This window comes from Pseudomonas sp. R11F, from assembly GCF_050312575.1.
GTDB lineage: Bacteria > Pseudomonadota > Gammaproteobacteria > Pseudomonadales > Pseudomonadaceae > Aquipseudomonas > Aquipseudomonas palleroniana.
The window spans coordinates 58,793-83,072 of sequence record NZ_JBNPJU010000065.1 but is presented as its reverse complement, the minus strand read 5'-3'; the positions used below and the strand labels follow the sequence as shown (position 1 = coordinate 83,072).

Here is a 24,280-nt window from a genome sequence, read left to right as displayed (position 1 = left end):
GATGCGCGTCATTCTTTTCAGTAGCCAACACTACGACCGCGACAGTTTTCTCGGTGAGCCGCTGCCCGCCGGCTTAGAACTGCACTTCCAGCCCGCCCGCCTCAATCTCGACACTGTGGCTCTGGCCGAGCATCACGAGGTGGTGTGTGCCTTCATCAACGATGACCTCAGCGCCCCGGTGCTGGAACACTTGGCCAACGGCGGTACGCGCCTGATCGCCCTGCGTTCGGCCGGCTACAACCATGTCGACCTGGCCGCCGCCAAGCGCCTGGGACTGGCCATCGTCCGCGTGCCGGCCTATTCGCCCCACGCGGTGGCCGAGCATGCGGTGGCGTTGATCCTGGCCCTCAACCGCCGTTTGCATCGTGCTTACAACCGCACCCGCGACGGTGATTTCAGCCTGCACGGGCTGACCGGTTTCGACCTCGTCGGCAAGACTGTCGGCGTCGTCGGCACCGGGCAGATCGGCGCGGCATTCGCCAGGATCATGGCCGGTTTCGGCTGCCGGCTGGTGGCCTACGACCCCTTCCCCAACCCTCAGGTTCAGGCCCTGGGCGCCCGCTACACGAGCCTGCCGGAGTTGCTGGCCGAGGCGCAGATCATCAGTCTGCACTGCCCGCTCACCCACGACAGCCAACACCTGATCAACGCACGGTCCCTGGCCCAGATGCAGCCGGGTGCGATGCTGATCAATACCGGGCGCGGGGGGCTGGTCGACACACCGGCACTGATCGATGCACTCAAGCAGGGGCAACTCGGTTATTTGGGGCTGGATGTGTACGAGGAAGAAGCCCAGCTGTTCTTCGAAGACCGCTCCGACCTGCCCTTGCAAGACGATGTGCTTGCACGCCTGCTGACCTTTCCCAATGTGATCATCACCGCCCACCAGGCGTTCCTGACGCGCGAAGCGTTGGCGGCGATTGCCGGCACGACGCTGGCTAACATCGCTGCCTGGGCCGAGGGTCTGCCACAGAACCTGGTGGAGGGCTGATCAGCGGTCACATACCAGGCTCATGATAGGCCGGCACCCGTGATAGGATGCCGCGCCTAATTGGAGGACCCATGGCCGAACACGATTTCCGCTTCAGCTTGCTGAGCCCGCAACACACCCTGATCGAATGCCGTGCCCTGGTGCCGGGCCGTTATCAGGTCACCGGCAACGGTGGTTCGATCAAGCATGGCGACGTACTGATCGTCACCCTGCGCGGCAGTAAAACCCTGTCGATGCGCCTGACCGTCGAAGGTGACGCGCGCTATTCCATCCGCCCGGCGGGCCAATGGGTCGCCATGGCCCAGGGGCCGAAATTCGGCGAGCTGGAGATTCACACCTGGAAGGTCAACTGCGACAGCTGCGAGAGCGTGCTGGAGTTTGAATTTGCAGTGGAAACCAAGCTGACCAAAGAGCCACTCCCCCAGGCCGCCAACGCGCGCATCAAGGAATTGGGCTGGGCCAGCGAAGGCGACAAGCACCGCTGCCCGAAATGCCAGCAGGCCGCACAATGAAAGCCCCGCTGCTGCTTGCCGCCATCGGCATCGGCCTCGGCGGCTGCGCCAGCGACACGGCGAAGCTGGAACAGGATCACAGCTACGTGGTGGAGTGGATTGGTGAGCGGCCCTTGATGGACTACGCGCACCTGACCGTGACCCTGGGTGCCGATGGTCGCGCCTATGGCAATGGTGGCTGCAACCACTGGTTTGCGCCGTACACCGTCGATGGCCAGAAGCTGAGTTTCGGCAAGCTCGGCAGCACCCGCAAGCTCTGCGCCGAGGCCTTGATGGAGCAGGAACACCGCTTCTTCCAGGCCCTGCAAGGCGTTGAGCGCTGGGATATCTCGCCGATCGAACAGACCCGCTTCTGGCCGGCCGAGGGCAAGCCGATCCGCCTGTGGCTGGAAGAAGGCTGATCCGCCGATCTGTGGACTGATGAGATCCAATTGTGGGAGGGGGCTTGCTCCCGATAGCGATGTGCCAGTCAATACATCAGCTGACTGACACACCGCCATCGGCAGCAAGTCGAATCATCGCACCGCCCCCCACATTTGCCTTGAGTTGTCGCTTTACCCGCGCAAAGCCCTGAGTTTGGCCAGTACCCCATCTGCCGTCTGCTCGCCCATCAACTGCTCACGCACCTTGCCCTTGTCATCGATGATGTAGGTCACCGGCAATGCCTCGCTGCGCGGGATATCGAAGATCCCTTCCGGGTTCTGCGCCAGGACGGTGAACTTGATCCCCAGCTTTTCGCTGGCCGCCTTGAGTTCCTCACCCTGCACATTGTCGAAATTGACCCCGAACACCCCCACATTCTGCGCTTTCAACTGCTCGGCCAAGGCATTGAGCTGCGGGATTTCCGTGCGGCACGGGCCACACCATTCAGCCCAGTAGTTGACCACCACCCACTGCTTGTCCAGACGTTCGGCCGCCACCTTCTGGCCGTATTGGTCAACGCCATAGTCATTGCCGCAGCCGCTGAGCAGCAGGGTTGTGATGATCGCCAATGCACCGATCAGTCGCCTAGTCATGGGGTAATCCTTCGTAAAATGAACATTGTCTGCGACCGATCGCCTCTTACGGTTTAAGAGCGAGCCGCAGCGCAGGTAGAATACCCGCCACCTTACGCAAGATGCGACCCGCACATGACCGATCTGACGCTTTATCACAACCCGCGCTGCTCGAAATCCCGCGGTGCGCTCGAACTGCTGGAGGCTCGCGGCCTGGCCCCGACCGTCGTGCGCTACCTGGAAACCCCGCTGGACGCCGCGCAACTGAAGGCTCTGCTGAGCAAGCTCGGCATCAGCGCACGCCAATTGCTGCGCACCGGTGAAGAGGAATACAAAACACTCAACCTGGCCGACGCCGGCCTCAGCGAAACGCAATTGATCGCCGCCATCGCCGCACACCCGAAGCTGATGGAACGCCCGATCCTGGAGACCGCCGACAAAGCCATCATCGGTCGCCCGCCGGAGAACGTATTGGAGATCCTGCCGTGACGACTCCGTATGTGCTGGTGCTGTATTACAGCCGCAATGGCTCGGTCAGCGAGATGGCCCGGCAAATTGCCCGGGGCATCGAGCAAGCCGGCCTGGAGGCGCGTCTGCGCACCGTGCCGGCGATCTCTACCGAGTGCGAAGCCGTGGCGCCGAGCATCCCGGATGAAGGCGCGCTGTATGCCAGCCTCGATGACCTGAAAAACTGCTCGGGCCTGGCCCTGGGCAGCCCGACCCGCTTCGGCAACATGGCCGCGCCGCTCAAGTATTTCCTCGACGGCACCAGCAACCTGTGGCTGACCGGCGCCCTCGTCGGCAAACCCGCCGGGGTGTTCACCTCCACCGCCAGCCTGCACGGCGGCCAGGAGACCACGCTGATGTCGATGCTGCTGCCCTTGCTGCACCACGGCATGCTGATCACCGGCCTGCCCTACAGCGAACAGGCGCTGCTCGACACCCAGGGCGGCGGCACGCCGTATGGCGCCAGCCACCATGCCGGGCCGGATGGCAAGCGCATGCTTGATCAACATGAAATCACGCTGTGCCGCGCCCTGGGCCTGCGCCTGGCAAACACCGCCTTGCTGCTGGAGAACGGCCGTGGCCAGAAAGCCTAAGGTCCTGCCGTCGCAAGCGTGGCTGGAACCTCGGGTCAAGGTGGCACGGGCGCTGAGCCTGCTGGCATTCCTGGGCCTGGTGGGATTGCTGTGCGTGTACTACCTGTTCGTTGCCGACCTGCACGGCGCCCGTCCCTGGGTGATCCTGCTGATCGAGTTGGTGCCGTTGCTGGTACTGGCGCCGGGGATGCTGCTGGGCAGTGCCCGTGGGCATTCGTGGATGTGCTTTGTGGTAAACCTGTATTTCATCAAGGGCGCGCTGGCCGCGTATGACCCGAACCGGCAAGTGTTCGGGGTGCTGGAGATGCTGGCGAGCCTGGCGGTGTTTTGCACCGCCCTGCTCTATGTGCGCTGGCGGCATCAGCTCGATCGGCGCTACACACTCAATGATTGACGGTGTAGGCCAACATCATCGACAACTGGCACATCGGCCGCCCGCTTTCGGCATGCCACTGGTTGAACGCAGCCTGCACCGCCGCCAGGTCGCGCAGGCTGGTCGGTGCCTTGTCGACGATCTTCTGCGCATTTAAAGCCGCCACCACGTCATCGCTCGGCACAAAGGTATCCTTGCCCACCATGCGCAAAAAGCGCGGTGCCGACAGGCCGCCCAGCTGGTGGCCGTGCTTGCTCAGGTACTTCCACAACCCAACGATGTCGGTCACCGGCCAGTCGGCGATGAATGCGCCGAAGCTGCCCTTCTCCTGCTCGATGTCGAGGATCATCTGCGCATTGCGCGGCACACTTTTGAGTTTACCCAGGTGACGGATGATGCGCGTGTCCTGCATCAAACGCTCCAGGTGTTCGGCGCCCATCAGCACGACCTTTTCCGGGTCGAAGCCAAAAAACACCTGCTCGAAGGCCGGCCACTTGGCGTCCACCACACTGTGTTTCAAGCCCGCGCGAAACACGCGCAGTGCCAGGGTCGACAGGTAACGGTCATCACTGATCTTGCGCAATTGCGCCGCGGTCTTGGGCACCGGCAGGTGGGCGTCCAGCTTGGCCGCTGAACCGAAGCGGTTCAGACAATATTCGTGCAGCCACTTGTAATCGCGCATGCCCTCTCCTGGCAATCGAATTGAAAACGGCGCCCGTGAGCGCCGTGTGTCAGAGCCTTGAAATGGCTCAGAGGTTCACTACATTGACGAAGCGCGAAGCCGCCGTCTCGTCGATCGTCAGGCTGGTGAAGTCGAACAGGTTGCGGTCGGCCAATTGCGACGGGATCACGTTCTGCAGGCTGCGGAAGATGCTTTCGGTTCGGCCAGGGGTCTTGCGTTCCCAGTCCACCAGCATTTCCTTGACCACCTGACGCTGCAGGTTCTCCTGGGAACCACACAGGTTGCACGGGATGATCGGGAATTGCTTGAGGTCGGAGTAGGCCTGGATGTCCTTCTCGCTGCAGTACGCCAGCGGACGGATCACCACGTTGCGCCCATCATCGGCGCGCAGCTTGGGCGGCATGGCCTTGAGCGAGCCGTTGAAAAACATGTTGAGGAAGAAGGTTTCGACGATGTCATCACGGTGATGACCCAGGGCCATCTTGGTCGCGCCAATCTCATCGGCAAAGGTGTAGAGCGTGCCACGGCGCAGGCGCGAGCACAGCGAACAGGTGGTCTTGCCTTCCGGGATCAACTCCTTGACCACCGAGTAGGTGTCTTTTTCCACGATGTGGTACTCGACGCCCAGCTCTTTGAGATAGGCCGGCAGTACGTGCTCCGGGAAACCCGGTTGTTTCTGGTCCATGTTGACGGCGACGATCTCGAACTTGATCGGCGCGACCTTCTGCAGGTGCAACAGCACGTCGAGCATGGTGTAGCTGTCTTTGCCGCCGGAGAGACAAACCATGACCTTGTCGCCGTCCTCGATCATGTTGAAATCGGTGACCGCTTCACCGGCCAGGCGACGCAGGCGTTTTTGCAGTTTGTTCTGGTTGACTGTAAGAGTGCCCATGGCGCTTGGATCCGCTAGAAGTGTGTGACGAAAAGCGCAGCATTTTACCGATGTCGAGTGCCGACATTCAATGTGGGAGCAGGCCGCGCTCCCATCAACAGACCCCGCCGCGATTAGGACCAATGTTTACAGTGCGATTTGCTCTAAAGCCTTACAGTTTTCCGGGTCATCACTTCCTATACTGCGACTTGAGGTCGCATATCTATCCAGACCTTTGAGGCCATCTGGCCCGTAGGCGCTCCGATGGGGGGCGATGGTAATAACGACAGGAGTGACTGGCATGATCCATCACGTCGTGGGGCTGTTTACCCATCCCGACCAGGAATGGCGGGAAATCCGTGGCGATAAGGAAGAAAGCATCGGCCACATGTACCTCACTCACACCCTGATTCTCGCGGCGATCCCCGCCGTTTCCGCCTTTATCGGCACTACCCGGGTCGGCTGGGTCATCGGCAGCCGCGCGCCGGTGATGCTGACCCAGGAAAGTGCGCTCTGGATGACGATCATGTCGTACGCAGCCATGCTCGGCGGCGTGGCCGTGATGGGCGCGTTCATTCACTGGATGGCCCGCACCTATGATGCCAACCCCAGCATGTCACGCTGCGTGGCCTTTGCGACCTACACCGCGACACCGCTGTTTATCGGCGGGTTGGCGGCGCTCTATCCGCATATGTGGTTGGGCATGATGGTAGGCACGGCAGCCATTTGCTACACGGTCTACCTGCTGTATGTGGGATTGCCGACCTTCATGAACATCGACCCGGATGAGGGTTTCCTGTTCTCCAGTTCGGTGCTGGCCGTGGGGCTGGTAGTCCTGGTGGCGATCATGGCGTTTACCGTGATCGTCTGGGGCCTGGGCGTCGGCCCGATTTATACCAACTGACCCGTTTATCGACCTGGGCAAGGCCACCGCAAGGTGGCTTTGTGCTTTATGCGTGACCATTCGGCGCCTGACAGATTCGGAAACGCCCAGCTTTGCGGCATACTGGGTATCTCTGGAGATCAGTACCGCATGCCCGAGCAACTCAATACCCGCGTCGAAGAGTGTTTCCTGCTAGCCGAATCCTTTTTCAAACGAAGTTTCAAACGCCCCCAGGTCAGCCTCAAGCTGCGGGGCCAGAAAGCCGGTGTCGCGCATTTGCACGAGAACCTGCTGCGTTTCAACCCCCAGTTGTACCGAGAAAACAGCCAACACTTCCTGAAACAGACCGTGGCCCACGAAGTCGCGCACCTGATCGCCCACCAGTTGTTTGGCGAGCGCATCCAACCCCATGGCGAAGAATGGCAATTGATCATGCGCGGGGTTTACGAACTGCCGCCGGATCGTTGCCACACCTATGCCGTGAAACGCCGGCAAGTCACCCGCTATATCTACCGATGCCCGTGTGCCGACAGCGACTTTCCGTTTTCGCCACAGCGCCACGGCATGGTGGCCCAGGGCAGGCGGTATCTGTGTCGGCGGTGTCGGCAGACCCTGGTGTTCACCGGGGAAACTCGGGTGGAGTGAGGGCCTCATCGGGAGCAAGCCCCCTCCCACATTTTGACCGCGCCGCCTTTCAAACTGTGGGAGGGGGCTTGCTCCCGATGGCGTCTGTTCAGGCACTACCCAACCACGTTGGCACTACGCAACTCGGCTATCCGCTGCGCACTGATCCCCAGCTCCGTCAGCACCTCATCACTATGGGCACCGACCGCCACCCCGATATGCCGAGGCGCCGGCAAGCCCTCTGAAAATTTCAACGGGCAGGCGATTTGCGCTTGGGTCGAGCCATCGGCCCTTGGCACCTGGCACACCAGCTCACGGGCTTTCAACTGCGGATGCTGCACCGCCTCACTCAAGCTGAGCACAGGCTCCACGCAAGCATCCACCCCGGCAAACAACTCACACAGCTCATCGAAACTGCGCTTCTCGAACTCGATCTGCAGCGCCAGCTTAAGGGCCTTTTGCTGCTCCGGCCTGGGTGACAGGCCCTGGGCCGCCAGCTCCGGCCGCCCCAAGGCCACGCATAATTGCTGCATAAACCCCGGTTCCAGGCTGCCTACCGACATCCAGCGCCCATCTCGCGTGCGGTAGTAGTCGTAAAAGCTGCCGCCATTGAGCACATGATTCTCGCGCCCCGGTTCCACCCCACAGGCCAGGTAGCCCGCACCGGCCATGGCGTTCAGGCTGAACGAACAGTCGGTCATGCTCACATCCAGATGCTGGCCGACGCCGCTCTGCTGCCGAGCGACGACCGCCGCCAGCAGCCCGACCACCGCGTGCAGCGAACCCCCAGCCACATCCGCCAGCTGCACGCCCAGCGGCACTGGCCCGCTGTCCTGGCGCCCGGTATGACTGGCCACGCCCGCCAACGCGAGGTAGTTGATATCGTGCCCGGCGCGGTCCTTGTAGGGGCCGGTTTGGCCGTAGCCGGTGATCGATACATAAATCAGCCGGGGGTTGATCGCCTTCAGCGCCTCGTAGCCCAAACCCAGGCGCGCCATCACCCCTGGGCGGAACTGTTCGACGAGGATGTCGTAGTCCTTGACCAGTTCACGCACGATCTCCAGCGCTTCGGTGCGTTTCAGGTCCAGCGCGAGGCTGCGCTTATTGCGGTTGAGGTACGCATGGCTCGCCGAGGTCCCCTGATCATGCGGCGGCAGCACGCGTAACAGGTCCATGCGCGTGGACGACTCGATGCGCAGCACTTCAGCGCCCATGTCCGCCAGCATCAGCGACGCAAACGGGCCAGGCAGCAAGGTGGAAAAATCCAGCACTTTGAGGGACGCCAAGGGACCAGACATGGAAACTCCGTTTGCACTTCGAATGCCCCTAGACTAGGCAGCCTTGCGTCTACCGGCAATCGCCGGAACGATCAGCGACGGTGACCGTTTTGATCACGGCGGGCTTTTTCGCGGCGGCGGCTTTATCATTGGCCCACGTTTGCTGGCAGAGTGTCCCATGAAGTTCGCGATAGCGCTGTTTTCCGCCGCCCATGCGCCCTCCTCACGCCGCGCCTTGCTGTTCGCTCAGGCGGCGCTGGCGGCCGGGCATGAGATCGTGCGGCTGTTTTTTTATCAGGATGGCGTCTATAGCGCCTCCAACAACGTGGTTGCGCCCCAGGATGAGCAAGACATTGCGCGCCAGTGGCGCGAATTCGTCAGCGCGCATCAGCTCGACAGCGTGGTGTGCATTGCCGCCGCGTTGCGCCGTGGCGTGCTCAACAGTGAAGAGGCCACGCGCTACCAACGCAGTGCCGTGAACCTCGAGGCACCGTGGGCACTCTCGGGCCTGGGGCAATTGCACGACGCCGCCCAGGCGGCCGACCGCCTCATCTGCTTTGGAGGGCCATGACATGTCCAAATCTTTACTGGTGATCAGCCGCCAGGCACCGTGGTCCGGGCCCAGCGCGCGTGAAGCGCTGGATATCGTGCTGGCCGGCGGCGCGTTCGATCTGCCCATCGGCTTATTGTTCATGGATGACGGCGTGTTCCAACTGGCGCCGCATCAGGACGCCAAGGCCGTGCAACAAAAAGACCTGAGCGCCAACCTGCAGGCGCTGGGGCTGTTCGGCATCGATGAGGTCTTCGTCTGCCAACATAGCCTCGCCGAACGCGGGCTCACGGCGCCGGCCAGCGCCGAAGCGCTGGGCAATGCACAAATCTCCCAACTGATTGACCGTTACGACCAGGTGATCACCCTCTGATGTCGACTCTCCATGTGGTATCTCACTCCCCCTTCACCGACAGCCGGCTCGCCAGTTGCCTGCGCATCTGCGCTGCCGATGACGCGATCCTGCTCTGCGGCGACGGCGCCTATGCGCTGCACAATGCAGCCCTGCAAACCAAGGGCCTGAAGGTATGGGTGCTGGCCGAAGACCTGCAGGCGCGTAACCTGCCCCTGCCGGACTGGGCCGACAGCGTCGACTATCCAGGCTTCGTACAACTGTCGATCGACTACGACAAGGTCAACACCTGGCTATGAATACGCTGACCGTGGGTTCGCGCACCCTCGAACTGGACAAGGACGGTTATCTGGTCGACCTGAACGCATGGTCCGCCGAGGTCGCCAACGCCCTGGCCGCCGCCGAAGCGTTGGCGCTGACGGCGGAGCACTGGGAAATCCTCGAACTGCTGCGCGGCTTCTACGCCGAGTTCCAGCTGTCCCCCGCCACGCGTCCGCTGATCAAGTACACCGCCTTGAAGCTGGGCCCGGAAAAGGGCAACAGCCTGTACCTCAACAAACTGTTCAACGGCACTCCCGCCAAACTCGCCGCCAAGCTGGCGGGCCTGCCCAGACCGACGAATTGCCTATGACCGACTTTGCCCCGCTGCCCCTCGAAACGCCTGCCGAGCACCCGTTTGCACAGTTCGTACGCATCCTGGGCAAAGGCAAGCGCGGTGCGCGCAACCTCACCCGCGAAGAGGCCCGCGAGGCCATGGGCATGTTGCTCGACGAACAAGTCGAAGACACCCAGCTCGGTGCGTTCCTGATGCTGCTGCGCCATAAGGAAGAAAGCCCGCAAGAGCTCGCCGGCTTCACCGAGGCCGTCCGCGAGCGTTTGCAGGCTCCGGCGCTGAACGTGGATATCGATTGGCCGTCCTATGCCGGCAAGAAACGCCACCTGCCCTGGTTCCTGCTGGCGACCAAATGCCTGGCACAAAACGGTGTGCGCATCCTCATGCACGGGGGTGGCGCCCATACGGCAGGCCGGCTGTACACCGAGCAATTGCTGGAAGGCTTGCAGATTCCGCTGTGCCGCAACTGGCGCCAGGTGGAAGCGGCCTATGCGCACGGCAACCTGGCGTTTATCCCACTGGGTGACTGGGCACCGCAACTGCAACGCATGATTGACCTGCGCAACACCCTGGGCCTGCGCTCGCCGATCCACTCCCTGGCGCGCCTGCTCAACCCGCTGAATGCACGCCTTGGCCTGCAAAGCATTTTCCATCCCGGTTACCAGGGTGTGCACCGTGATGCCAGCGGCCTGCTGGGCGACAATGTGATCGTGGTGAAGGGTGACGGCGGCGAAATCGAGATCAACCCCGACGCTGCGAGCTATCTCTATGGCACCATCGGCGGCGAAAGCTGGGATGAAGAGTGGCCCGCCCTCTCCACCCAGCGCCACGTCAAACCGGCCACGCTCGAACCCGAGCACCTGAAGGCGCTGTGGCGCGGCGACGTCGAGGACAGTTATCCGCAACTGGCGTTGATCGCCACCATGGCCCTGGCGTTGCGTGGCCTGGGGCATCCCCGCGAGCAGGCATTCGCGTTGGCCCAGCAATACTGGGATGCTCGGGATAAATCGATTTAGTCGATCATTAACGCCCGGTCTTTGCGCTTTTAAATCGAACTCAGCCCTTTAAACTGGCCTCCAACGCTTACTTATTAGTCGAGGAGCCAGTCATGGGCTTGCTGATCAAAGGACATTGGAAAGACCAGTGGTACGAAAGTAGCGCGGACGGTGCGTTCCAACGGGAACAGGCGCAACGCCGCAACTGGGTCACCACCGACGGCAGGCCTGGCCCCACTGGTGAAGGTGGCTTCAAGGCCCAGGCCGGACGCTACCATCTGTATGTGTCGCTCGCCTGCCCCTGGGCTCACCGCACCTTGATCCTGCGCAAACTCAAGGGTTTGGAAAGCCTGATTGACGTGTCGGTGGTCAGCTGGTTGATGCTGGAAAACGGCTGGACCTTCGACAAGGCCCACGGTTCTACCGGCGACAAGCTGGAGGGTTTCGAATTCATGCACCAACGCTATACCGCCGACACCGCCGACTACACCGGCCGCGTCACGGTGCCGGTGCTGTGGGACAAGCAGCTCAAGCGCATTGTCAGCAATGAATCGGCGGAGATCATCCGCATGTTCAACAGTGCGTTCAACGAACTGACCGGCAACACGCTGGATTTTTACCCCGAGGCCCTGCGCCCCACTATCGATGCGCTGAACGAACGCATCTACCCCGCCGTGAACAACGGCGTATACCGCGCCGGTTTCGCCACCTCGCAGCAGGCGTACGAAAGTGCGTTTGATGATGTGTTTGCCGAACTCAGCCACCTGGAACAGCACTTGGGCGACCATCGCTACCTGGCCGGCGAATACCTGACCGAGGCCGACGTGCGGCTGTTCACCACGCTGATTCGCTTTGACGCGGTGTATTACAGCCATTTCAAATGCAACCTGCGCCGGATTGCGGATTATCCGAACCTGTCGAACTGGCTGAGGGAAATGTATCAGTGGCCGGGGGTAGCCGAGACGGTGGATTTCGAGCATATCAAGGGGCATTACTATGCCAGTCACCGTACGATCAATCCGACGGGGATTGTGCCCAAAGGCCCATTGCAAGCGTTTGATGCCGAACATGATCGCGAGCGATTAGCCGGTCAAGGTGTTTGGAGCTGATCCGGATAATGGGCTGCGCTTGAGGGCCTCATCGGGAGCAAGCCCCCTCCCACACTCTGGAATGCATTCCAATGTGGGAGGGGGCTTGCTCCCGATGCTCTTGAGGCTTAAAGCTATTCCTGAGCGCCTTCGAACCACTTGAGTTTTTCGCGTAACACGACCACTTCACCGACGATGACCAACGTCGGCGCATGCACTTCATGCTCCGCCACCATGCGTGGTAAATCGGCCAGGGTGCCGGTAAACACGCGCTGGTTGGACGTGGTGCCCTGCTGGATCAGCGCCGCCGGGGTGTCGGCCGAGCGCCCGTGCTTGATCAACTGCTCGCAGATGATCGGCAAGCCAATCAACCCCATGTAGAACACCAGGGTCTGCGACGGCCCTACCAGGTCCAGCCAAGGCAGGTCCGAAGTCCCGTCTTTGAGGTGCCCAGTGATAAAACGCACCGACTGCGCATAATCGCGGTGCGTCAGGGGAATCCCGGCATACGCCGCGCAACCACTGGCGGCCGTGATTCCCGGCACCACCTGGAATGGAATGCCATGGGCCGCCAGTTCCTCGATCTCTTCGCCGCCACGACCAAAGATGAACGGGTCGCCCCCTTTGAGACGCAGCACGCGCTTGCCTTGCTTGGCCAGGTCCACCAGTTGCTGGTTGATCTGGTCCTGCGGCACGGCATGCTCGGCGCGACGCTTGCCGACATACACACGCTCGGCATCGCGACGGCACAGTTCGAGAATCGCCGGTGCCACCAAGCGGTCATACAGCACCACATCGGCTTGCTGCATCAAGCGCAGGGCGCGAAAGGTCAGCAGGTCGGGGTCACCTGGGCCTGCACCCACCAAATACACCTCGCCCGGTGCATAGGGCGGTGCACCGTTGACCTTCTCGATCAGCAGACGCTCGGCTTCAGCGCCCTGACCGGCCAGTTGGCGGTCGGCAATCGGACCCTGGAACACCTCTTCCCAGAACGCCCGGCGTTGCTGCACATCCGGGTACAAACCCTTGACCTGCGAACGAAAACGCGCCGCCAACCCGGCCAACTGGCCGTAGGTGGACGGAATCCAGGTCTCCAGCTTGGCCCGGATCAACCGCGCCAGCACCGGCGCATCGCCACCGCTGGAGACGGCAATCACCAGCGGCGAGCGGTCGACAATCGCCGGGAAGATCACGCTGCACAACGCCGGCGCATCCACCACATTGACCGGCACGCAACGGCGCTTGGCATCGCTGGACACCTGCGCGTTCAGGGGCTCGTCGTCGGTTGCCGCGATGATCAGGGTGCAACCGTCGAGGTCGGCTTCCTGATAACCGCGCAAAATCAGTTCCCCGCCACTACCCAGCACCAGTTCACGCAACTGGTCTTCGATCTGGGGAGCAACCACCCGCAGCAACGCACCGGCGTCGGCCAGCAGCCGGGATTTGCGCAAGGCAATCTCCCCGCCACCGACGACCAACACTCGACTGCCGCGCAGGTTATGAAACAGCGGCAGAAATTCCATTTAGGCGATGACCTCAACGCCCGCCATGTACGGCTTGAGCACCTCAGGCACGCGGATCGAACCGTCAGCCTGCTGGTAGTTTTCCAGCACGGCCACCAGGGTACGGCCTACCGCCAGCCCCGAACCGTTGAGTGTGTGTACCAACTCCGGCTTGCCGGTTTCCGGGTTACGGAAACGCGCCTGCATACGACGGGCCTGGAAGTCGCCACAGTTGGAGCACGACGAAATCTCGCGATATTTGCCCTGGCTTGGCACCCACACTTCGAGGTCGTAGGTCTTCACGGCGCTGAAGCCCATGTCGCCGGTGCACAGCGCCAGTACGCGGTACGGCAGTTCGAGCAGTTGCAGGACGCGTTCGGCGTTGGCGGTCAGGCCTTCCAGGGCGTCCATCGAGGTCGACGGCTCGACGATCTGCACCATCTCGACCTTGTCGAACTGGTGCTGGCGGATCATGCCGCGGGTGTCGCGGCCCGATGCACCGGCTTCGCTACGGAAGCATGGGCTGTGAGCCACGAACTTCAACGGCAGTTGCTTGGCGTCGAGGATCTCGCCGGAGACGATGTTGGTCAGCGACACTTCGGCGGTCGGGATCAGGTACAGGTCGGCCTCGCCTTCTCGGCTGATCTTGAACAGGTCCTCTTCGAACTTCGGCAACTGGCTGGTGCCCATCAACGCCGGGGCCTGCACCAGGTAAGGCGTGTAGGCTTCCTCGTAACCGTGCTCGGCGGTGTGCAGGTTGATCATGAACTGCGCCAGGGCGCGATGCAGGCGGGCCACCGGGCCACGCAGCAAGGAGAAACGCGCACCGGACATCTTGGCGGCGGTTTCGAAATTCAGGCCGCCGGTCAGTTCGCCCAGGGCAACGTGGTCCTTGATCTCGAAATCAAAGGCTTTTGGCGTGCCCCAACGGCGCACTTCGACGTTGCCGTCTTCGTCTTCACCGACCGGCACCGATTCGTGCGGGATGTTAGGGATGCCCAGCAGGATCGAATCCAGCTCGGACTGGATCTTGTCCAGCTCGACCTTGCCTTCGGACAGCTCAGTGCCCATCCGCTCGACGTCCGCCATCAACGGCGCGATGTCTTCGCCGCGCTGCTTGGCCTGACCGATGGATTTGGAACGCGCATTTCGCTCAGCCTGCAGTGCTTCGGTGCGGGTCTGGACGGTCTTGCGCTGTTCTTCCAGCGCTTCGATGCGCGCAACATCCAAGGCAAAGCCACGGGATGCCAGGCGGTCCGCTACGTCCTGAAGGTTGCTACGTAACAGTTTGGAATCGAGCATGTCGGTCTCTCGTTTATCAAAGTTTGGTCAAGGACAGGCCGGCCCAGGTGGCGAGCAGCCCGCCGAACACGCTGATGCCCAGGTAACCGAAGGCTACCAGGGCCTGCCCGCTTTCCAGCAGGCGCACCGTATCCAGTGAAAAGGATGAAAAGGTCGTCAGACCGCCTACAAAGCCGACAATCAAGCCGGCGCGAATTTCAATCGGCACTTCCGGGCGCAACAGGAACCAGCCGTACAACAGCCCGATAATCAGGCAACCGACCAGGTTGACCGCCAGCGTCGCCATGTAAAAATGCTTCGGCCAATTGGCGCTGACCCAGGTACCCGTGGCGAAACGCAATAATGTACCAGCGATGCCGGCAACGGACACGGCAAGAATCGTCTTGAGCACTACTTTCTCCGCTGCCTGGGGCTGAGTCGATCGAGTTGAGCGAGGTGATTGAGCTTTTCACCGATCTTCAGCTCCAGGCCCCGGGGCACCGGCTGGTAGAACGGCTGCGGGTCCAGCGCGTCGGGGAAGTAGTCTTCACCGGCGGCATAGGCATCGGGTTCGTCGTGGGCGTAACGGTATTCGTCGCCGTAACCCAACTGCTTCATCAGCTTGGTCGGCGCATTGCGCAGGTGCAGCGGCACTTCGAGGGAGCCATGCTCGGCGGCGGCGCGCAAGGCCGACTTGAACCCCATGTACACCGCGTTGCTTTTCGGGGCGCACGCCAGGTAAGTAATGGCCTGGGCCACGGCCAGTTCGCCTTCCGGGCTGCCGAGGCGTTCCTGCACTTCCCATGCGGCGAGGCACAGGCTCAAGGCACGCGGGTCGGCGTTGCCGATGTCCTCACTGGCCATGCGCACCACGCGCCGCGCCAGGTAGAGCGGGTCACAACCACCGTCGATCATACGTGCAAACCAATACAACGCGCCATCGGGGTTGGAGCCACGCACCGACTTGTGCAGCGCAGAGATCTGGTCGTAGAACGCCTCGCCGCCCTTGTCGAAACGACGGCGGGTGTCGCCCAGCAGGCTTTGCAGCAGGTCGACGCCGATTTCGTGGCCGTCCTCGGCCAGGTCGGAGGCGTTTTCCAGCAGGTTGAGAAAGCGTCGGCCATCACCGTCGGCGGCGGTCAGCAAAATCTTGAAGGCTTCGTCGCCAACCGTCAGTTGACGCTTGCCCAGGCCCTTGTCTTCGCTCAAGGCTCGGTGCAGCAGCTTTTGCATCGCCGCTTCATCCAGGCTCTTGAGCACGTAGACCCGCGCCCTCGAGAGCAACGCATTGTTGAGTTCAAACGATGGGTTTTCAGTGGTAGCGCCGATAAAGATCAGCGTGCCGTCTTCGACATACGGCAGAAACGCATCCTGCTGCGACTTGTTGAAGCGATGGACTTCGTCAACGAACAGGATGGTGCGCTTGCCGTACTGCCCGGCCTGCTGCTTGGCGACTTCCACCGCCTGGCGGATCTCCTTGACCCCGGCGAGTACCGCCGAGACCGTTTCGAAGTGAGCATCCGAGACTTTTGCCAGAAGCCGCGCCAGGGTGGTCTTGCCCACCCCCGGCGGCCCCCAGAAAATCATCGAATGCAGCGCACCCTGCTCCAGGGCCTCGCGCAATGGCTTGCCGCGAGCGAGCAGGTGTTCCTGCCCGACGTACTCGTCCAGGTTGGTCGAGCGCAAGCGCGCGGCCAGGGGCTGAGCAATCGGGTCACTTCGAAACAGATCCATGGGCAGCGTTTGAAACCTCTGGGAGATTTATTCCTGGATCACGTCGGCACCCTTGGGGATGTCGAACTTGAACTTGGAAGCGGGGACAGGCTGGTTGGCCTTGACGCCGGAGAACAGGATATCGGTGCGCTGGCCGACACTGTCGACCAGGCGCATGTTGTTGATCACGCCATTGCCGAATGACAACAACAGCGTATCAAACAGCGTGTCCTTGGATTTGGGCTTGAGGGTGAACTCGATCACGTTGCTGGTTTGCTTGGACGTGATATCGAAGCTGTCGTTGATTTTCGATACATCGCCCGACAGCAGCAGCGCCGGCGTCTGGTTCAGGCGCGGGTCGAGCTTCTTGATGGTCGCCTGCTCCAGGTCCGGGTCCCACAGGGTAACCTTCTGGCCGTCGGAGACGATGGTCTGTTCAGACTTGCCTTCCGTATGCCAGTAGAACAGGCCAGGACGCTGCACGGCCATTTCGCCTGCGGTTTCCTGCAACTGGGTACCACCGGCATCCAGGGTCAACTGGGAGAAGCGCGCGGTCAGGGTCTGGGATTTGTCCAACAGGTTCTTCAGGCTGGCGACGGAGGCCGGGTCAGCGTGAGCCGAAACAGCGGTCAGGGCCAGTGCCGGCAACAACAGCATGCGGATAAGACGCATGGGAGTCCTCATTGAGTGTCAGGGCGCGCCGTGTGTGGCCACACGGCGCGGGATCAGTCGCGCATCTGCCCGGGGGCGATGACTTCACGCGAGCCGTTGGTATTCATTGCGGTCACGACACCGGCCATTTCCATGGCTTCGATCATGCGGGCGGCGCGGTTGTAGCCAATTTTCAGTTTGCGCTGCACGGCAGAAATCGAGGCGCGGCGGCTTTCCAGTACGAACGCTACGGCTTCGTCGTAGAGAGCGTCGGTTTCAGCATCGTCGTCTCCCCCACCGCCGCCGTTCTCAAAGCCGCTGCCGGCTTCTTCGACGCCGTTGAGGATGTCGTCGTTGTACTCGGGAGCGCCACGCAGTTTCCATGCCTCGACCACGCGGTGTACTTCATCGTCGGAGACGAACGCACCGTGAACCCGGATCGGCAGGCTGGTGCCGGGCGGCATGTAGAGCATGTCACCATGACCCAGCAGTTGCTCGGCGCCGCCCTGGTCGATGATGGTACGCGAGTCGATCTTGCTCGATACCTGGAACGCCATGCGTGTCGGGATGTTGGCCTTGATCAGACCGGTGATCACATCCACCGAGGGACGCTGGGTCGCCAGGATCAAGTGAATACCGGCCGCACGGGCCTTCTGGGCGATACGGGCGATCAGCTCTTCGACCTTCTTGCCGACGATCATCATCATGTCGGCGAATTCGTCGACCACCACTACGATGGTCGGCAGCTTGGTCAGTTTCGGCGCTTCGTCGTGAATGCTTTCACGCTTGTAGAGCGGGTCATCAATGGTCTCGCCGCGCTCCTGGGCTTCCTTGATCTTGGCATTGAAGCCCGACAGGTTACGCACGCCCATCTTCGCCATGAGCTTATAGCGGCGCTCCATCTCGGCGACGCTCCAGCGCAGGGCGTTGGCGGCGTCCTTCATGTCGGTGACCACCGGGCACAGCAGATGCGGGATGCCTTCGTAGATCGACAGTTCCAACATCTTCGGGTCGATCATGATCAGCTTGGCGTCGTCCGGGCCGGATTTGAACAGGATCGACAGGATCATCGCGTTCACACCCACCGACTTACCGGAACCGGTGGTACCGGCCACCAGCAGGTGCGGCATTTTCGCAAGGTCAGTGATCACCGGCTTGCCGCCGATGTCATGGCCAAGGGCCAGGGTGACCGGCGACTTGAAGTTGTCGTATTCCGGCGTCGACAGCACCTCGGAAAAGCGCACGATCTGACGGTCTTCGTTAGGAATCTCGATACCCACGGTGGTCTTGCCCGGGATCACTTCCACCACACGCACGCTGGTCACAGCCAGGGAGCGGGCCAGGTCCTTGGCCAGGTTGGCGATGCGGCTGACCTTCACGCCGGCGGCCGGCTGGATTTCGTAGCGGGTAATCACCGGGCCTGGGTGGATGGAGTCCACCGCCACTTCCACGCCGAACTCCTTGAGCTTGATTTCCAGCAGGTGACCGACGGCCGCCAGGGATTCGGGCGAATAGTTGAGTTGTTTCTTTTCGGCCGGATCGAGAATCGAGATCGGTGGCAAGGTGCCTTCGATCGCGCTGTCGATAAACAACGGTGCCTGTTTCTCTTTTTGCACACGGTGGCTGGGCTCGGGCGCCTTGACGGGCGCAGGAGCGATCACCGGCGGCACCTGTTTCTCGCGGTCCGACATGTGCTTGCTCAGCGCCTGTTCGCGTTCGATCAGGCGCTCCTTGACCTTGGCCTGCTCGCGGCGGTCCGGCGTGCTCGGGGCCACGACTTCGTTGACGCGGGTATCGACCTCGCGCAACTGCGCAACCATGCGCTTGCGCTCGACCCGAGCCGCCCACCAGCGGTTGGCGGCGCCCTGGAACAGTTCGAACAGGTCCAGGGTGATCTTTCCGGTCACGTCCATCACCTTGAACCACGACAGGTCGGTGAACACGGTGAGGCCGAACAGGAACAAGGCGATGAACATCAGGGTGCTGCCCTGGATGTTCAAGGTCCTGCGCGCCAGGTCGCCCAGACTCTCACCCAGCGCCCCGCCCGCGCCGGCCGGCAGGCCGGTGGGTGCATGAAAATGGATATGGGCCAGCGCCGCGCCGGACAGCACCAGGAAGACCAGGCCGATCAGGCGCCAGGAGAACAGCCAGCCGCTCCACTGCCAAGGCTCATGGCGTTGGCGGAAGATCTGCCAGGTCTTGATCGCCAGCAGCAACGGGAAGATGTAAGCGAAGTAACCCAGCACCATGAACAGGATATCGGCGCTGTAGGAACCGGCCGGGCCGCCGAAGTTCTGCACATCTTCGATCTTGCTGTTGTGACTCCAGCCCGGATCGTCCTTGCCGTACGTGAGCAAGGCCATCATCAGGAACAGGCAGAGCGCGCCGATGGCGATCAGCGCCCCTTCCTTGAGTCGATAATGCAGGTGCTGGCGCCAGGCCGGCACGACTGCTGCTTTAGGTGTTGCGGCGGATTTCTTCAAAACGGGTCTATTCCTGCGCTTTAGCGCGTCCATCTGTTGAATAACTGTAACTACTGCCCAATCCGAGCAGCTGAAAAATGAACGAACGTCGTTGAATCTACTTTTAACACCGAGCGGTGGCTGGATGAAACGGCGATAACGCCACAATGCCCGCATTGTACGGGTTTGTGTGCTTGATGCCACGCCCTTGCCCGTCGCCGAGCCGCACCGCCAATTCAAGTGTTGCAGCATGTTCAATTTGAGCACGCATTGCCTTTGCTGACAAAGGCTTATGAGGTGTTTTTATCAATCCAGGCAAGCTTAGCAATTGGCCAGCAGGGCTCAGACCCGATTACGACCACACCTCACGCACAGAGTTGCAGAAACACCCGCGTACGCCAAACCACGCCAACGCCGGATTCGGGCTGGCCCCGCAGCGCTGCGTCGATAATAATCCCCCTTGCGCGGCAGGCGCCCGACCTGCCACTCCCCTCCCCTACCGTAAGCCTGGATGCCATGCTGACCTGGTTGCAACGCGACTCCCTCACATTTCCGCCGCTGGCCAAGGCCATGCGCGAACCCAATGGCCTGCTGGCCGCCGGTGGCGACCTGTCGGCCGAACGGCTGATCCAGGCTTATCGCCACGGGTGCTTCCCCTGGTTCTCGGAAGGCCAGCCGATCCTCTGGTGGTCGCCGGATCCGCGCACGGTCATATTCCCTGACGAGCTGCATGTTTCCCGCAGCCTCGAAAAGCTGCTGCGCCAACAGCGCTACAGCGTGACCTTCGACCAGGACTTCGCAGCCGTCATCCAGGCCTGCGCAGCGCCCCGAGCCTACGCCGACGGCACCTGGATCACAGATAGCATACAAAGCGCCTACCTGGCGCTGCACCAGCGCGGGATCGCGCATTCGGTAGAGGTATGGGACGACGGCAAACTGGTCGGTGGCCTGTACGGCCTGGCCATGGGCCAACTGTTCTTCGGCGAATCCATGTTCAGCCGCGCCGATAACGCTTCGAAAGTCGGCTTTGCAACACTCACCCGGCAATTGCAGGCCTGGGGCTTTGTACTGATCGACTGCCAGATGCCCAACAACCACCTGCACAGCCTGGGCGCCCGTGCCATACCGCGCAGCGAATTTGCAGCCTTCCTGCGCAACCATCTGGATCAACCCAGCACTGGCCCGTGGGTTTCCTAGGCGACTTCCTCGCACCTGGCTTACACTTATTTCAAAGCTTATCCCGAGGGTTGATCATGACCGAGCTGGCGCGCTTGAAGTTTTATGCCACTCAAGCCCACTCTTGCAGCTATCTGCCCGATGAGCAGGCCACCACGCTGTTCCTCGACCCCAGCCAGCCCATGGATGTGCATGTGTACGCCGATTTATCGGAAATGGGCTTTCGACGCAGCGGCGACCACCTGTACCGACCTCATTGCCAGAACTGCAATGCTTGCGTACCGGCGCGCATCCCGGTTGCGCAGTTTTTACCCGACCGCAATCAGAAGCGCATCCTCAAGCGCAATGCCGACCTGTCGGTAAAAGCCACCACGCCACGCTATACCGAAGAATATTTCGACCTTTACCAGCGCTACATCGAGCAACGCCACGCCGATGGCGACATGTTTCCGCCCAGCCGCGATCAATTTTCCACGTTCCTGGTGCGCGACCTGCCCTTCTCGCGCTTCTATGAATTCCGCCTGGATGGCCGCCTGCTGGCCGTGGCCGTAACCGATCTGCTGCCCAACGGCCTGTCGGCGGTCTACACCTTCTATGAGCCAGACGAAGATCGCCGCAGCCTGGGGCGCTTCGCGATCCTGTGGCAAATCGGCGAAGCCTTGCGCCTGGAACTGGAGGCGGTGTACCTCGGGTACTGGATAAAAAACTGCAAAAAGATGAATTATAAGACCCAATATCGGCCGATTGAGCTGCTGATTAATCAAAGATGGGTCACGCTTAACTAGAACCCCTTGGCGGGAACACCCTTTTTCGGGCACAATGCACGCCGCTTTTGCCTGGCGCAGTTGCACCGGGCCATTCACTGGACACCGAGGGCTTTACTGCATGTCGAAAGAAGACAGCTTCGAAATGGAAGGCACTGTCGTCGACACCCTGCCCAACACCATGTTTCGCGTGGAGTTGGAAAATGGGCACGTCGTAACCGCGCATATCTCCGGCAAGATGCGCAAGAACTACATTCGTATTCTTACCGGTGACAAAGTGCGCGTCGAGCTGACGCCCTATGACTTGAGCAAAGGGCGCATCACTTACCGCGCTCGCTAAGCTAGTCAATACAAAACGCCCGGTTATGCCGGGCGTTTTTGTTTGCATAGAGTTTTGCCGAGATCACAAAACCCATGTGGGAGGGGGCTTGCTCCCGATAACAATGGACCAGGCAACCAATCTGTTGCTGAACCACCGCTATCGGGAGCAAGCCCCCTCCCACAAGGTGCTTTTGCGCTGCTGCAGTAAACTGTCAGGCCATTTCAGCCGTGGTCTCGAACTCGAAGGTCAATTCGCCGTCCTTCAGATCGATATGCACCACGCCACCATGGTCGGACAATTCGCCGAACAGGATTTCTTCAGCCAACGGCCGCTTGATCTTGTCCTGGATCAGACGAGCCATTGGGCGAGCACCCATTGCCGCGTCGTAGCCACCTTCGGCCAGCCAATTGCGCGCCGCGTCCGTAACATCCAGCTGCACGCGCTTGTCTTCCAACTGCGCCTGAAGCTCGGTGAGGAACTTGTCCACCACACTCTTGATGACCTCATGGCTGAGGCGACCAAACTGGATAATGGTGTCCAGACGGTTGCGGAACTCCGGTGTAAAGCTCTTCTTGATCACTTCCATGGCATCGGAAGAATGATCCTGATGGCTGAAACCGATCGAAGCCCGCGCAGCCGTTTCGGCACCGGCGTTGGTGGTCATGATCACAATCACATTGCGGAAGTCCGCCTTGCGCCCGTTGTTGTCGGTCAGGGTCCCGTGGTCCATGACCTGCAACAGCAGGTTGAAGACTTCCGGGTGGGCCTTCTCGATTTCGTCGAGCAGCAATACGCAATGCGGCTGCTTGGTGATCGCTTCAGTCAACAGGCCGCCCTGGTCGAAACCGACATAGCCCGGAGGCGCACCGATAAGGCGCGACACAGTGTGACGCTCCATGTATTCGGACATGTCGAAACGCACCAGCTCAATGCCCATGGCCTTGGCCAACTGCCGCGCCGCTTCGGTCTTGCCGACGCCGGTAGGGCCGGCGAACAGGAACGAACCAACCGGCTTGTCCGGTGACTTGAGCCCCGCACGGGAAAGCTTGATCGCCGTGGACAACGAGTCGATGGCCGCATCCTGACCGAACACGGTCAGCTTGAGGTCGCGCTCCAGGTTACGCAGCAGCTCTTTATCGGAGCTGGTGACGTGTTTTGGCGGGATCCGTGCGATTTTCGCCACGATATCCTCAACCTGAGGCACGTCGATGCGTTTCACACGTTTCTCGACCGGCTGCAGGCGCTGGAAGGCCCCCGCTTCGTCGATCACATCGATAGCCTTGTCGGGCATGTGCCGGTCGTTGATATAGCGCGATGCCAGCTCAGCCGCCGAACGCAGCGCCTCATCGGTGTACTCGATACCGTGGTGCGCCTCGAAGCGCCCCTTGAGGCCGCGCAGAATGCCGATGGTGTCTTCAACCGACGGCTCGGACACGTCAACTTTCTGGAAGCGGCGTGCGAGCGCGCGGTCTTTTTCGAAGATGCCGCGAAATTCCTGGAACGTCGTCGAGCCGATGCAACGGATATCACCCGACGAAAGCAAAGGCTTGAGCAGGTTGGACGCATCCATCACCCCACCGGATGCCGCACCGGCACCAATGATGGTGTGGATTTCGTCAATGAACAGGATTGCCTGCGGGCGTTTTTTCAGCTCGCCGAGCAGCGCCTTGAAACGCTTCTCGAAGTCGCCACGGTATTTGGTCCCCGCGAGCAATGCCCCCAGGTCCAGGGAGTAGACGACGCTGTTGGCCAGCAGGTCAGGCACCTGGTTATCGACGATGCGCTTGGCCAGGCCTTCGGCAATCGCGGTTTTACCCACGCCGGCCTCGCCGACCAGCAACGGGTTGTTCTTGCGACGACGCGCAAGGATCTGCGCTACACGCTCAACCTCCAGCTCACGCCCCACCAGCGGATCGATCCGCCCCTGGCGCGCCAGCTCATTGAGGTTGCTGGCATAGGCATCCAGCGGGTTGCTTGAAGAAGAAGACTCACCGCCCTCATCGTCCTGCATATCCTGCTCACCTTCGGAATGATCGCCGTGCCCAGGCACTTTGGAGATACCGTGGGCGATGTAGTTGACGACATCAATACGGGCAACGCTCTGCTGCTTGAGCAGGAACACTGCCTGGCTTTCCTGTTCGCTGAAAATCGCCACAAGCACATTGGCGCCTGTGACTTCACGCTTACCGGAGCTCTGTACATGGAAAACAGCACGCTGCAATACCCGTTGAAAGCCCAGGGTCGGCTGGGTTTCACGGTCCTCGTCATGCACGGGGATCAGTGGCGTGGTGGAGTCGATAAACTCCTGCAGGTCATGCTTGAGTTTGTCGAGGTTGGCGCCGCACGCACGCAGAACGGTGGCGGCAGCTTCATTATCCAAAAGTGCCAGCAGCAGGTGCTCGACGGTCATGAACTCATGACGTTTCGAGCGAGCCTCCTTGAAGGCAAGATTGAGGGTGACTTCGAGCTCGCGGTTTAACATAGCTTCACCTCATACCCAAGT

General features: G+C 61.2%; 28 protein-coding genes. 17 read left to right on the top strand and 11 right to left on the bottom strand.

What is annotated here, in order from left to right; genetic code table 11:
* Position 1 precedes the first annotated feature (1 nt).
* The 3 genes from ACQRBV_RS18990 to ACQRBV_RS18980 all read left to right on the top strand — a co-directional run bounded on the left by ACQRBV_RS18990 (position 2) and on the right by ACQRBV_RS18980 (position 1,904).
* The gene (locus ACQRBV_RS18990) at positions 2 to 991 is read left to right on the top strand and encodes a 2-hydroxyacid dehydrogenase (protein ID WP_411984374.1); all 990 of its coding nucleotides are present in this window, start codon (positions 2 to 4) and stop codon (positions 989 to 991) included.
* Between the two features lie 71 nt (positions 992 to 1,062).
* The gene (locus ACQRBV_RS18985; protein ID WP_104994126.1) at positions 1,063 to 1,503 is read left to right on the top strand and encodes a hypothetical protein; all 441 of its coding nucleotides are present in this window, start codon (positions 1,063 to 1,065) and stop codon (positions 1,501 to 1,503) included.
* Entirely contained in the window at positions 1,500 to 1,904 is a 405-nt protein-coding gene (locus ACQRBV_RS18980) for an META domain-containing protein (protein WP_060755632.1), read from the top strand. The genes ACQRBV_RS18985 and ACQRBV_RS18980 overlap by 4 nt, the downstream gene beginning before the upstream one ends.
* A gap of 153 nt (positions 1,905 to 2,057) precedes the next feature.
* On the opposite strand, the gene ACQRBV_RS18975 is transcribed toward ACQRBV_RS18980, so the two are convergent.
* Entirely contained in the window at positions 2,058 to 2,519 is a 462-nt protein-coding gene (locus tag ACQRBV_RS18975; protein WP_411984375.1) for a TlpA disulfide reductase family protein, read from the bottom strand.
* A gap of 114 nt (positions 2,520 to 2,633) precedes the next feature.
* Here ACQRBV_RS18975 and arsC point away from each other — a divergent pair, with 114 nt between their 5' ends.
* Genes arsC through ACQRBV_RS18960 form a run of 3 tightly spaced genes read left to right on the top strand, consistent with a single transcriptional unit; the run spans position 2,634 to position 3,992 of the window.
* On the top strand, positions 2,634 to 2,987 hold the full coding sequence (gene arsC / locus ACQRBV_RS18970) for an arsenate reductase (glutaredoxin) (protein ID WP_411984376.1): 354 nt from the start codon (positions 2,634 to 2,636) through the stop codon (positions 2,985 to 2,987).
* Complete coding sequence (gene wrbA / locus ACQRBV_RS18965) at positions 2,984 to 3,598, top strand: NAD(P)H:quinone oxidoreductase (RefSeq protein ID WP_060755635.1); 615 nt, start codon at positions 2,984 to 2,986, stop codon at positions 3,596 to 3,598. The genes arsC and wrbA overlap by 4 nt, the downstream gene beginning before the upstream one ends.
* Complete coding sequence (locus ACQRBV_RS18960) at positions 3,582 to 3,992, top strand: DUF2069 domain-containing protein (RefSeq protein WP_090370285.1); 411 nt, start codon at positions 3,582 to 3,584, stop codon at positions 3,990 to 3,992. Before wrbA ends, ACQRBV_RS18960 begins: the two co-directional genes overlap by 17 nt.
* Here ACQRBV_RS18960 and ACQRBV_RS18955 read toward each other — a convergent pair.
* Together ACQRBV_RS18955 and ttcA are read right to left on the bottom strand one after the other, a co-directional pair.
* Complete coding sequence (locus ACQRBV_RS18955; protein ID WP_060755637.1) at positions 3,982 to 4,653, bottom strand: DNA-3-methyladenine glycosylase I; 672 nt, start codon at positions 4,651 to 4,653, stop codon at positions 3,982 to 3,984. The genes ACQRBV_RS18960 and ACQRBV_RS18955 overlap by 11 nt on opposite strands.
* 67 nt (positions 4,654 to 4,720) lie before the next feature.
* Positions 4,721 to 5,545: a tRNA 2-thiocytidine(32) synthetase TtcA gene (gene ttcA / locus ACQRBV_RS18950; protein ID WP_104994129.1), complete on the bottom strand. Its 825-nt coding sequence runs from the start codon at positions 5,543 to 5,545 to the stop codon at positions 4,721 to 4,723.
* Positions 5,546 to 5,825: 280 nt separating this feature from the next.
* Between ttcA and ACQRBV_RS18945 the strand changes: the two genes are divergently transcribed.
* A complete protein-coding gene (locus ACQRBV_RS18945; protein WP_411984377.1) occupies positions 5,826 to 6,428 on the top strand; it encodes a Yip1 family protein in 603 nt (200 codons plus the stop codon).
* Positions 6,429 to 6,557: 129 nt separating this feature from the next.
* On the top strand, positions 6,558 to 7,052 hold the full coding sequence (locus ACQRBV_RS18940; RefSeq protein ID WP_010567929.1) for a SprT family zinc-dependent metalloprotease: 495 nt from the start codon (positions 6,558 to 6,560) through the stop codon (positions 7,050 to 7,052).
* A 95-nt stretch (positions 7,053 to 7,147) separates the two neighbouring features.
* Here the strand turns inward: ACQRBV_RS18940 and ACQRBV_RS18935 are convergent, their stop codons facing one another.
* Positions 7,148 to 8,329, bottom strand: coding sequence for a CaiB/BaiF CoA transferase family protein (locus ACQRBV_RS18935; RefSeq protein ID WP_411984378.1), 1,182 nt, complete (start codon positions 8,327 to 8,329; stop codon positions 7,148 to 7,150).
* A gap of 157 nt (positions 8,330 to 8,486) precedes the next feature.
* On the opposite strand from ACQRBV_RS18935, the gene tusD reads away from it, so the two are divergent.
* The 6 genes from tusD to ACQRBV_RS18905 all read left to right on the top strand — a co-directional run bounded on the left by tusD (position 8,487) and on the right by ACQRBV_RS18905 (position 11,927).
* Positions 8,487 to 8,879: a sulfurtransferase complex subunit TusD gene (tusD, locus tag ACQRBV_RS18930; RefSeq protein WP_411984379.1), complete on the top strand. Its 393-nt coding sequence runs from the start codon at positions 8,487 to 8,489 to the stop codon at positions 8,877 to 8,879.
* A gap of 1 nt (position 8,880) precedes the next feature.
* On the top strand, positions 8,881 to 9,231 hold the full coding sequence (gene tusC, locus ACQRBV_RS18925) for a sulfurtransferase complex subunit TusC (RefSeq protein ID WP_104994132.1): 351 nt from the start codon (positions 8,881 to 8,883) through the stop codon (positions 9,229 to 9,231).
* Positions 9,231 to 9,509 carry a sulfurtransferase complex subunit TusB gene (gene tusB / locus ACQRBV_RS18920; RefSeq protein ID WP_205345093.1) on the top strand — a complete coding sequence of 93 codons (279 nt, stop codon included), beginning with the start codon at positions 9,231 to 9,233 and terminating at the stop codon, positions 9,507 to 9,509. The genes tusC and tusB overlap by 1 nt, the downstream gene beginning before the upstream one ends.
* Positions 9,506 to 9,841 (top strand): TusE/DsrC/DsvC family sulfur relay protein, encoded by a 336-nt coding sequence (locus ACQRBV_RS18915; protein WP_126851484.1) that lies wholly within the window; start codon positions 9,506 to 9,508, stop codon positions 9,839 to 9,841. Before tusB ends, ACQRBV_RS18915 begins: the two co-directional genes overlap by 4 nt.
* Positions 9,838 to 10,839, top strand: a complete 1,002-nt coding sequence (locus ACQRBV_RS18910; protein WP_411984380.1) for a glycosyl transferase family protein — start codon at positions 9,838 to 9,840, stop codon at positions 10,837 to 10,839. Before ACQRBV_RS18915 ends, ACQRBV_RS18910 begins: the two co-directional genes overlap by 4 nt.
* Before the next feature lie 92 nt (positions 10,840 to 10,931).
* Positions 10,932 to 11,927 (top strand): glutathione S-transferase family protein, encoded by a 996-nt coding sequence (locus tag ACQRBV_RS18905; RefSeq protein WP_411984381.1) that lies wholly within the window; start codon positions 10,932 to 10,934, stop codon positions 11,925 to 11,927.
* A gap of 113 nt (positions 11,928 to 12,040) precedes the next feature.
* On the opposite strand, the gene cysG is transcribed toward ACQRBV_RS18905, so the two are convergent.
* From cysG to ACQRBV_RS18875, 6 genes are read right to left on the bottom strand one after another with little or no spacing between them, the layout of a single operon-like run.
* On the bottom strand, positions 12,041 to 13,429 hold the full coding sequence (gene cysG, locus ACQRBV_RS18900; RefSeq protein ID WP_411984382.1) for a siroheme synthase CysG: 1,389 nt from the start codon (positions 13,427 to 13,429) through the stop codon (positions 12,041 to 12,043).
* Positions 13,430 to 14,710 (bottom strand): serine--tRNA ligase, encoded by a 1,281-nt coding sequence (serS, locus tag ACQRBV_RS18895; RefSeq protein ID WP_060755648.1) that lies wholly within the window; start codon positions 14,708 to 14,710, stop codon positions 13,430 to 13,432.
* Positions 14,711 to 14,726: 16 nt separating this feature from the next.
* The gene (crcB, locus tag ACQRBV_RS18890; protein ID WP_060755649.1) at positions 14,727 to 15,101 is read right to left on the bottom strand and encodes a fluoride efflux transporter CrcB; all 375 of its coding nucleotides are present in this window, start codon (positions 15,099 to 15,101) and stop codon (positions 14,727 to 14,729) included.
* Positions 15,101 to 16,423 (bottom strand): replication-associated recombination protein A, encoded by a 1,323-nt coding sequence (locus tag ACQRBV_RS18885; protein WP_104994138.1) that lies wholly within the window; start codon positions 16,421 to 16,423, stop codon positions 15,101 to 15,103. The genes crcB and ACQRBV_RS18885 overlap by 1 nt, the downstream gene beginning before the upstream one ends.
* 27 nt (positions 16,424 to 16,450) lie before the next feature.
* Positions 16,451 to 17,074, bottom strand: coding sequence for an outer membrane lipoprotein chaperone LolA (gene lolA / locus ACQRBV_RS18880; protein ID WP_161549653.1), 624 nt, complete (start codon positions 17,072 to 17,074; stop codon positions 16,451 to 16,453).
* Between the two features lie 53 nt (positions 17,075 to 17,127).
* Positions 17,128 to 19,536, bottom strand: coding sequence for a DNA translocase FtsK (locus tag ACQRBV_RS18875; RefSeq protein WP_060755652.1), 2,409 nt, complete (start codon positions 19,534 to 19,536; stop codon positions 17,128 to 17,130).
* Between the two features lie 495 nt (positions 19,537 to 20,031).
* On the opposite strand from ACQRBV_RS18875, the gene aat reads away from it, so the two are divergent.
* The 3 genes from aat (at position 20,032) to infA (ending at position 21,795) form a co-directional block, all read left to right on the top strand.
* The gene (gene aat, locus ACQRBV_RS18870; protein ID WP_411984383.1) at positions 20,032 to 20,712 is read left to right on the top strand and encodes a leucyl/phenylalanyl-tRNA--protein transferase; all 681 of its coding nucleotides are present in this window, start codon (positions 20,032 to 20,034) and stop codon (positions 20,710 to 20,712) included.
* A gap of 56 nt (positions 20,713 to 20,768) precedes the next feature.
* Complete coding sequence (locus ACQRBV_RS18865; RefSeq protein WP_060755654.1) at positions 20,769 to 21,476, top strand: arginyltransferase; 708 nt, start codon at positions 20,769 to 20,771, stop codon at positions 21,474 to 21,476.
* A gap of 100 nt (positions 21,477 to 21,576) precedes the next feature.
* Positions 21,577 to 21,795 carry a translation initiation factor IF-1 gene (gene infA / locus ACQRBV_RS18860; protein ID WP_002553999.1) on the top strand — a complete coding sequence of 73 codons (219 nt, stop codon included), beginning with the start codon at positions 21,577 to 21,579 and terminating at the stop codon, positions 21,793 to 21,795.
* A 193-nt stretch (positions 21,796 to 21,988) separates the two neighbouring features.
* Here the strand turns inward: infA and clpA are convergent, their stop codons facing one another.
* Positions 21,989 to 24,259, bottom strand: coding sequence for an ATP-dependent Clp protease ATP-binding subunit ClpA (clpA, locus tag ACQRBV_RS18855; protein WP_060755655.1), 2,271 nt, complete (start codon positions 24,257 to 24,259; stop codon positions 21,989 to 21,991).
* Between the last annotated feature and the right edge of the window lie 21 nt (positions 24,260 to 24,280).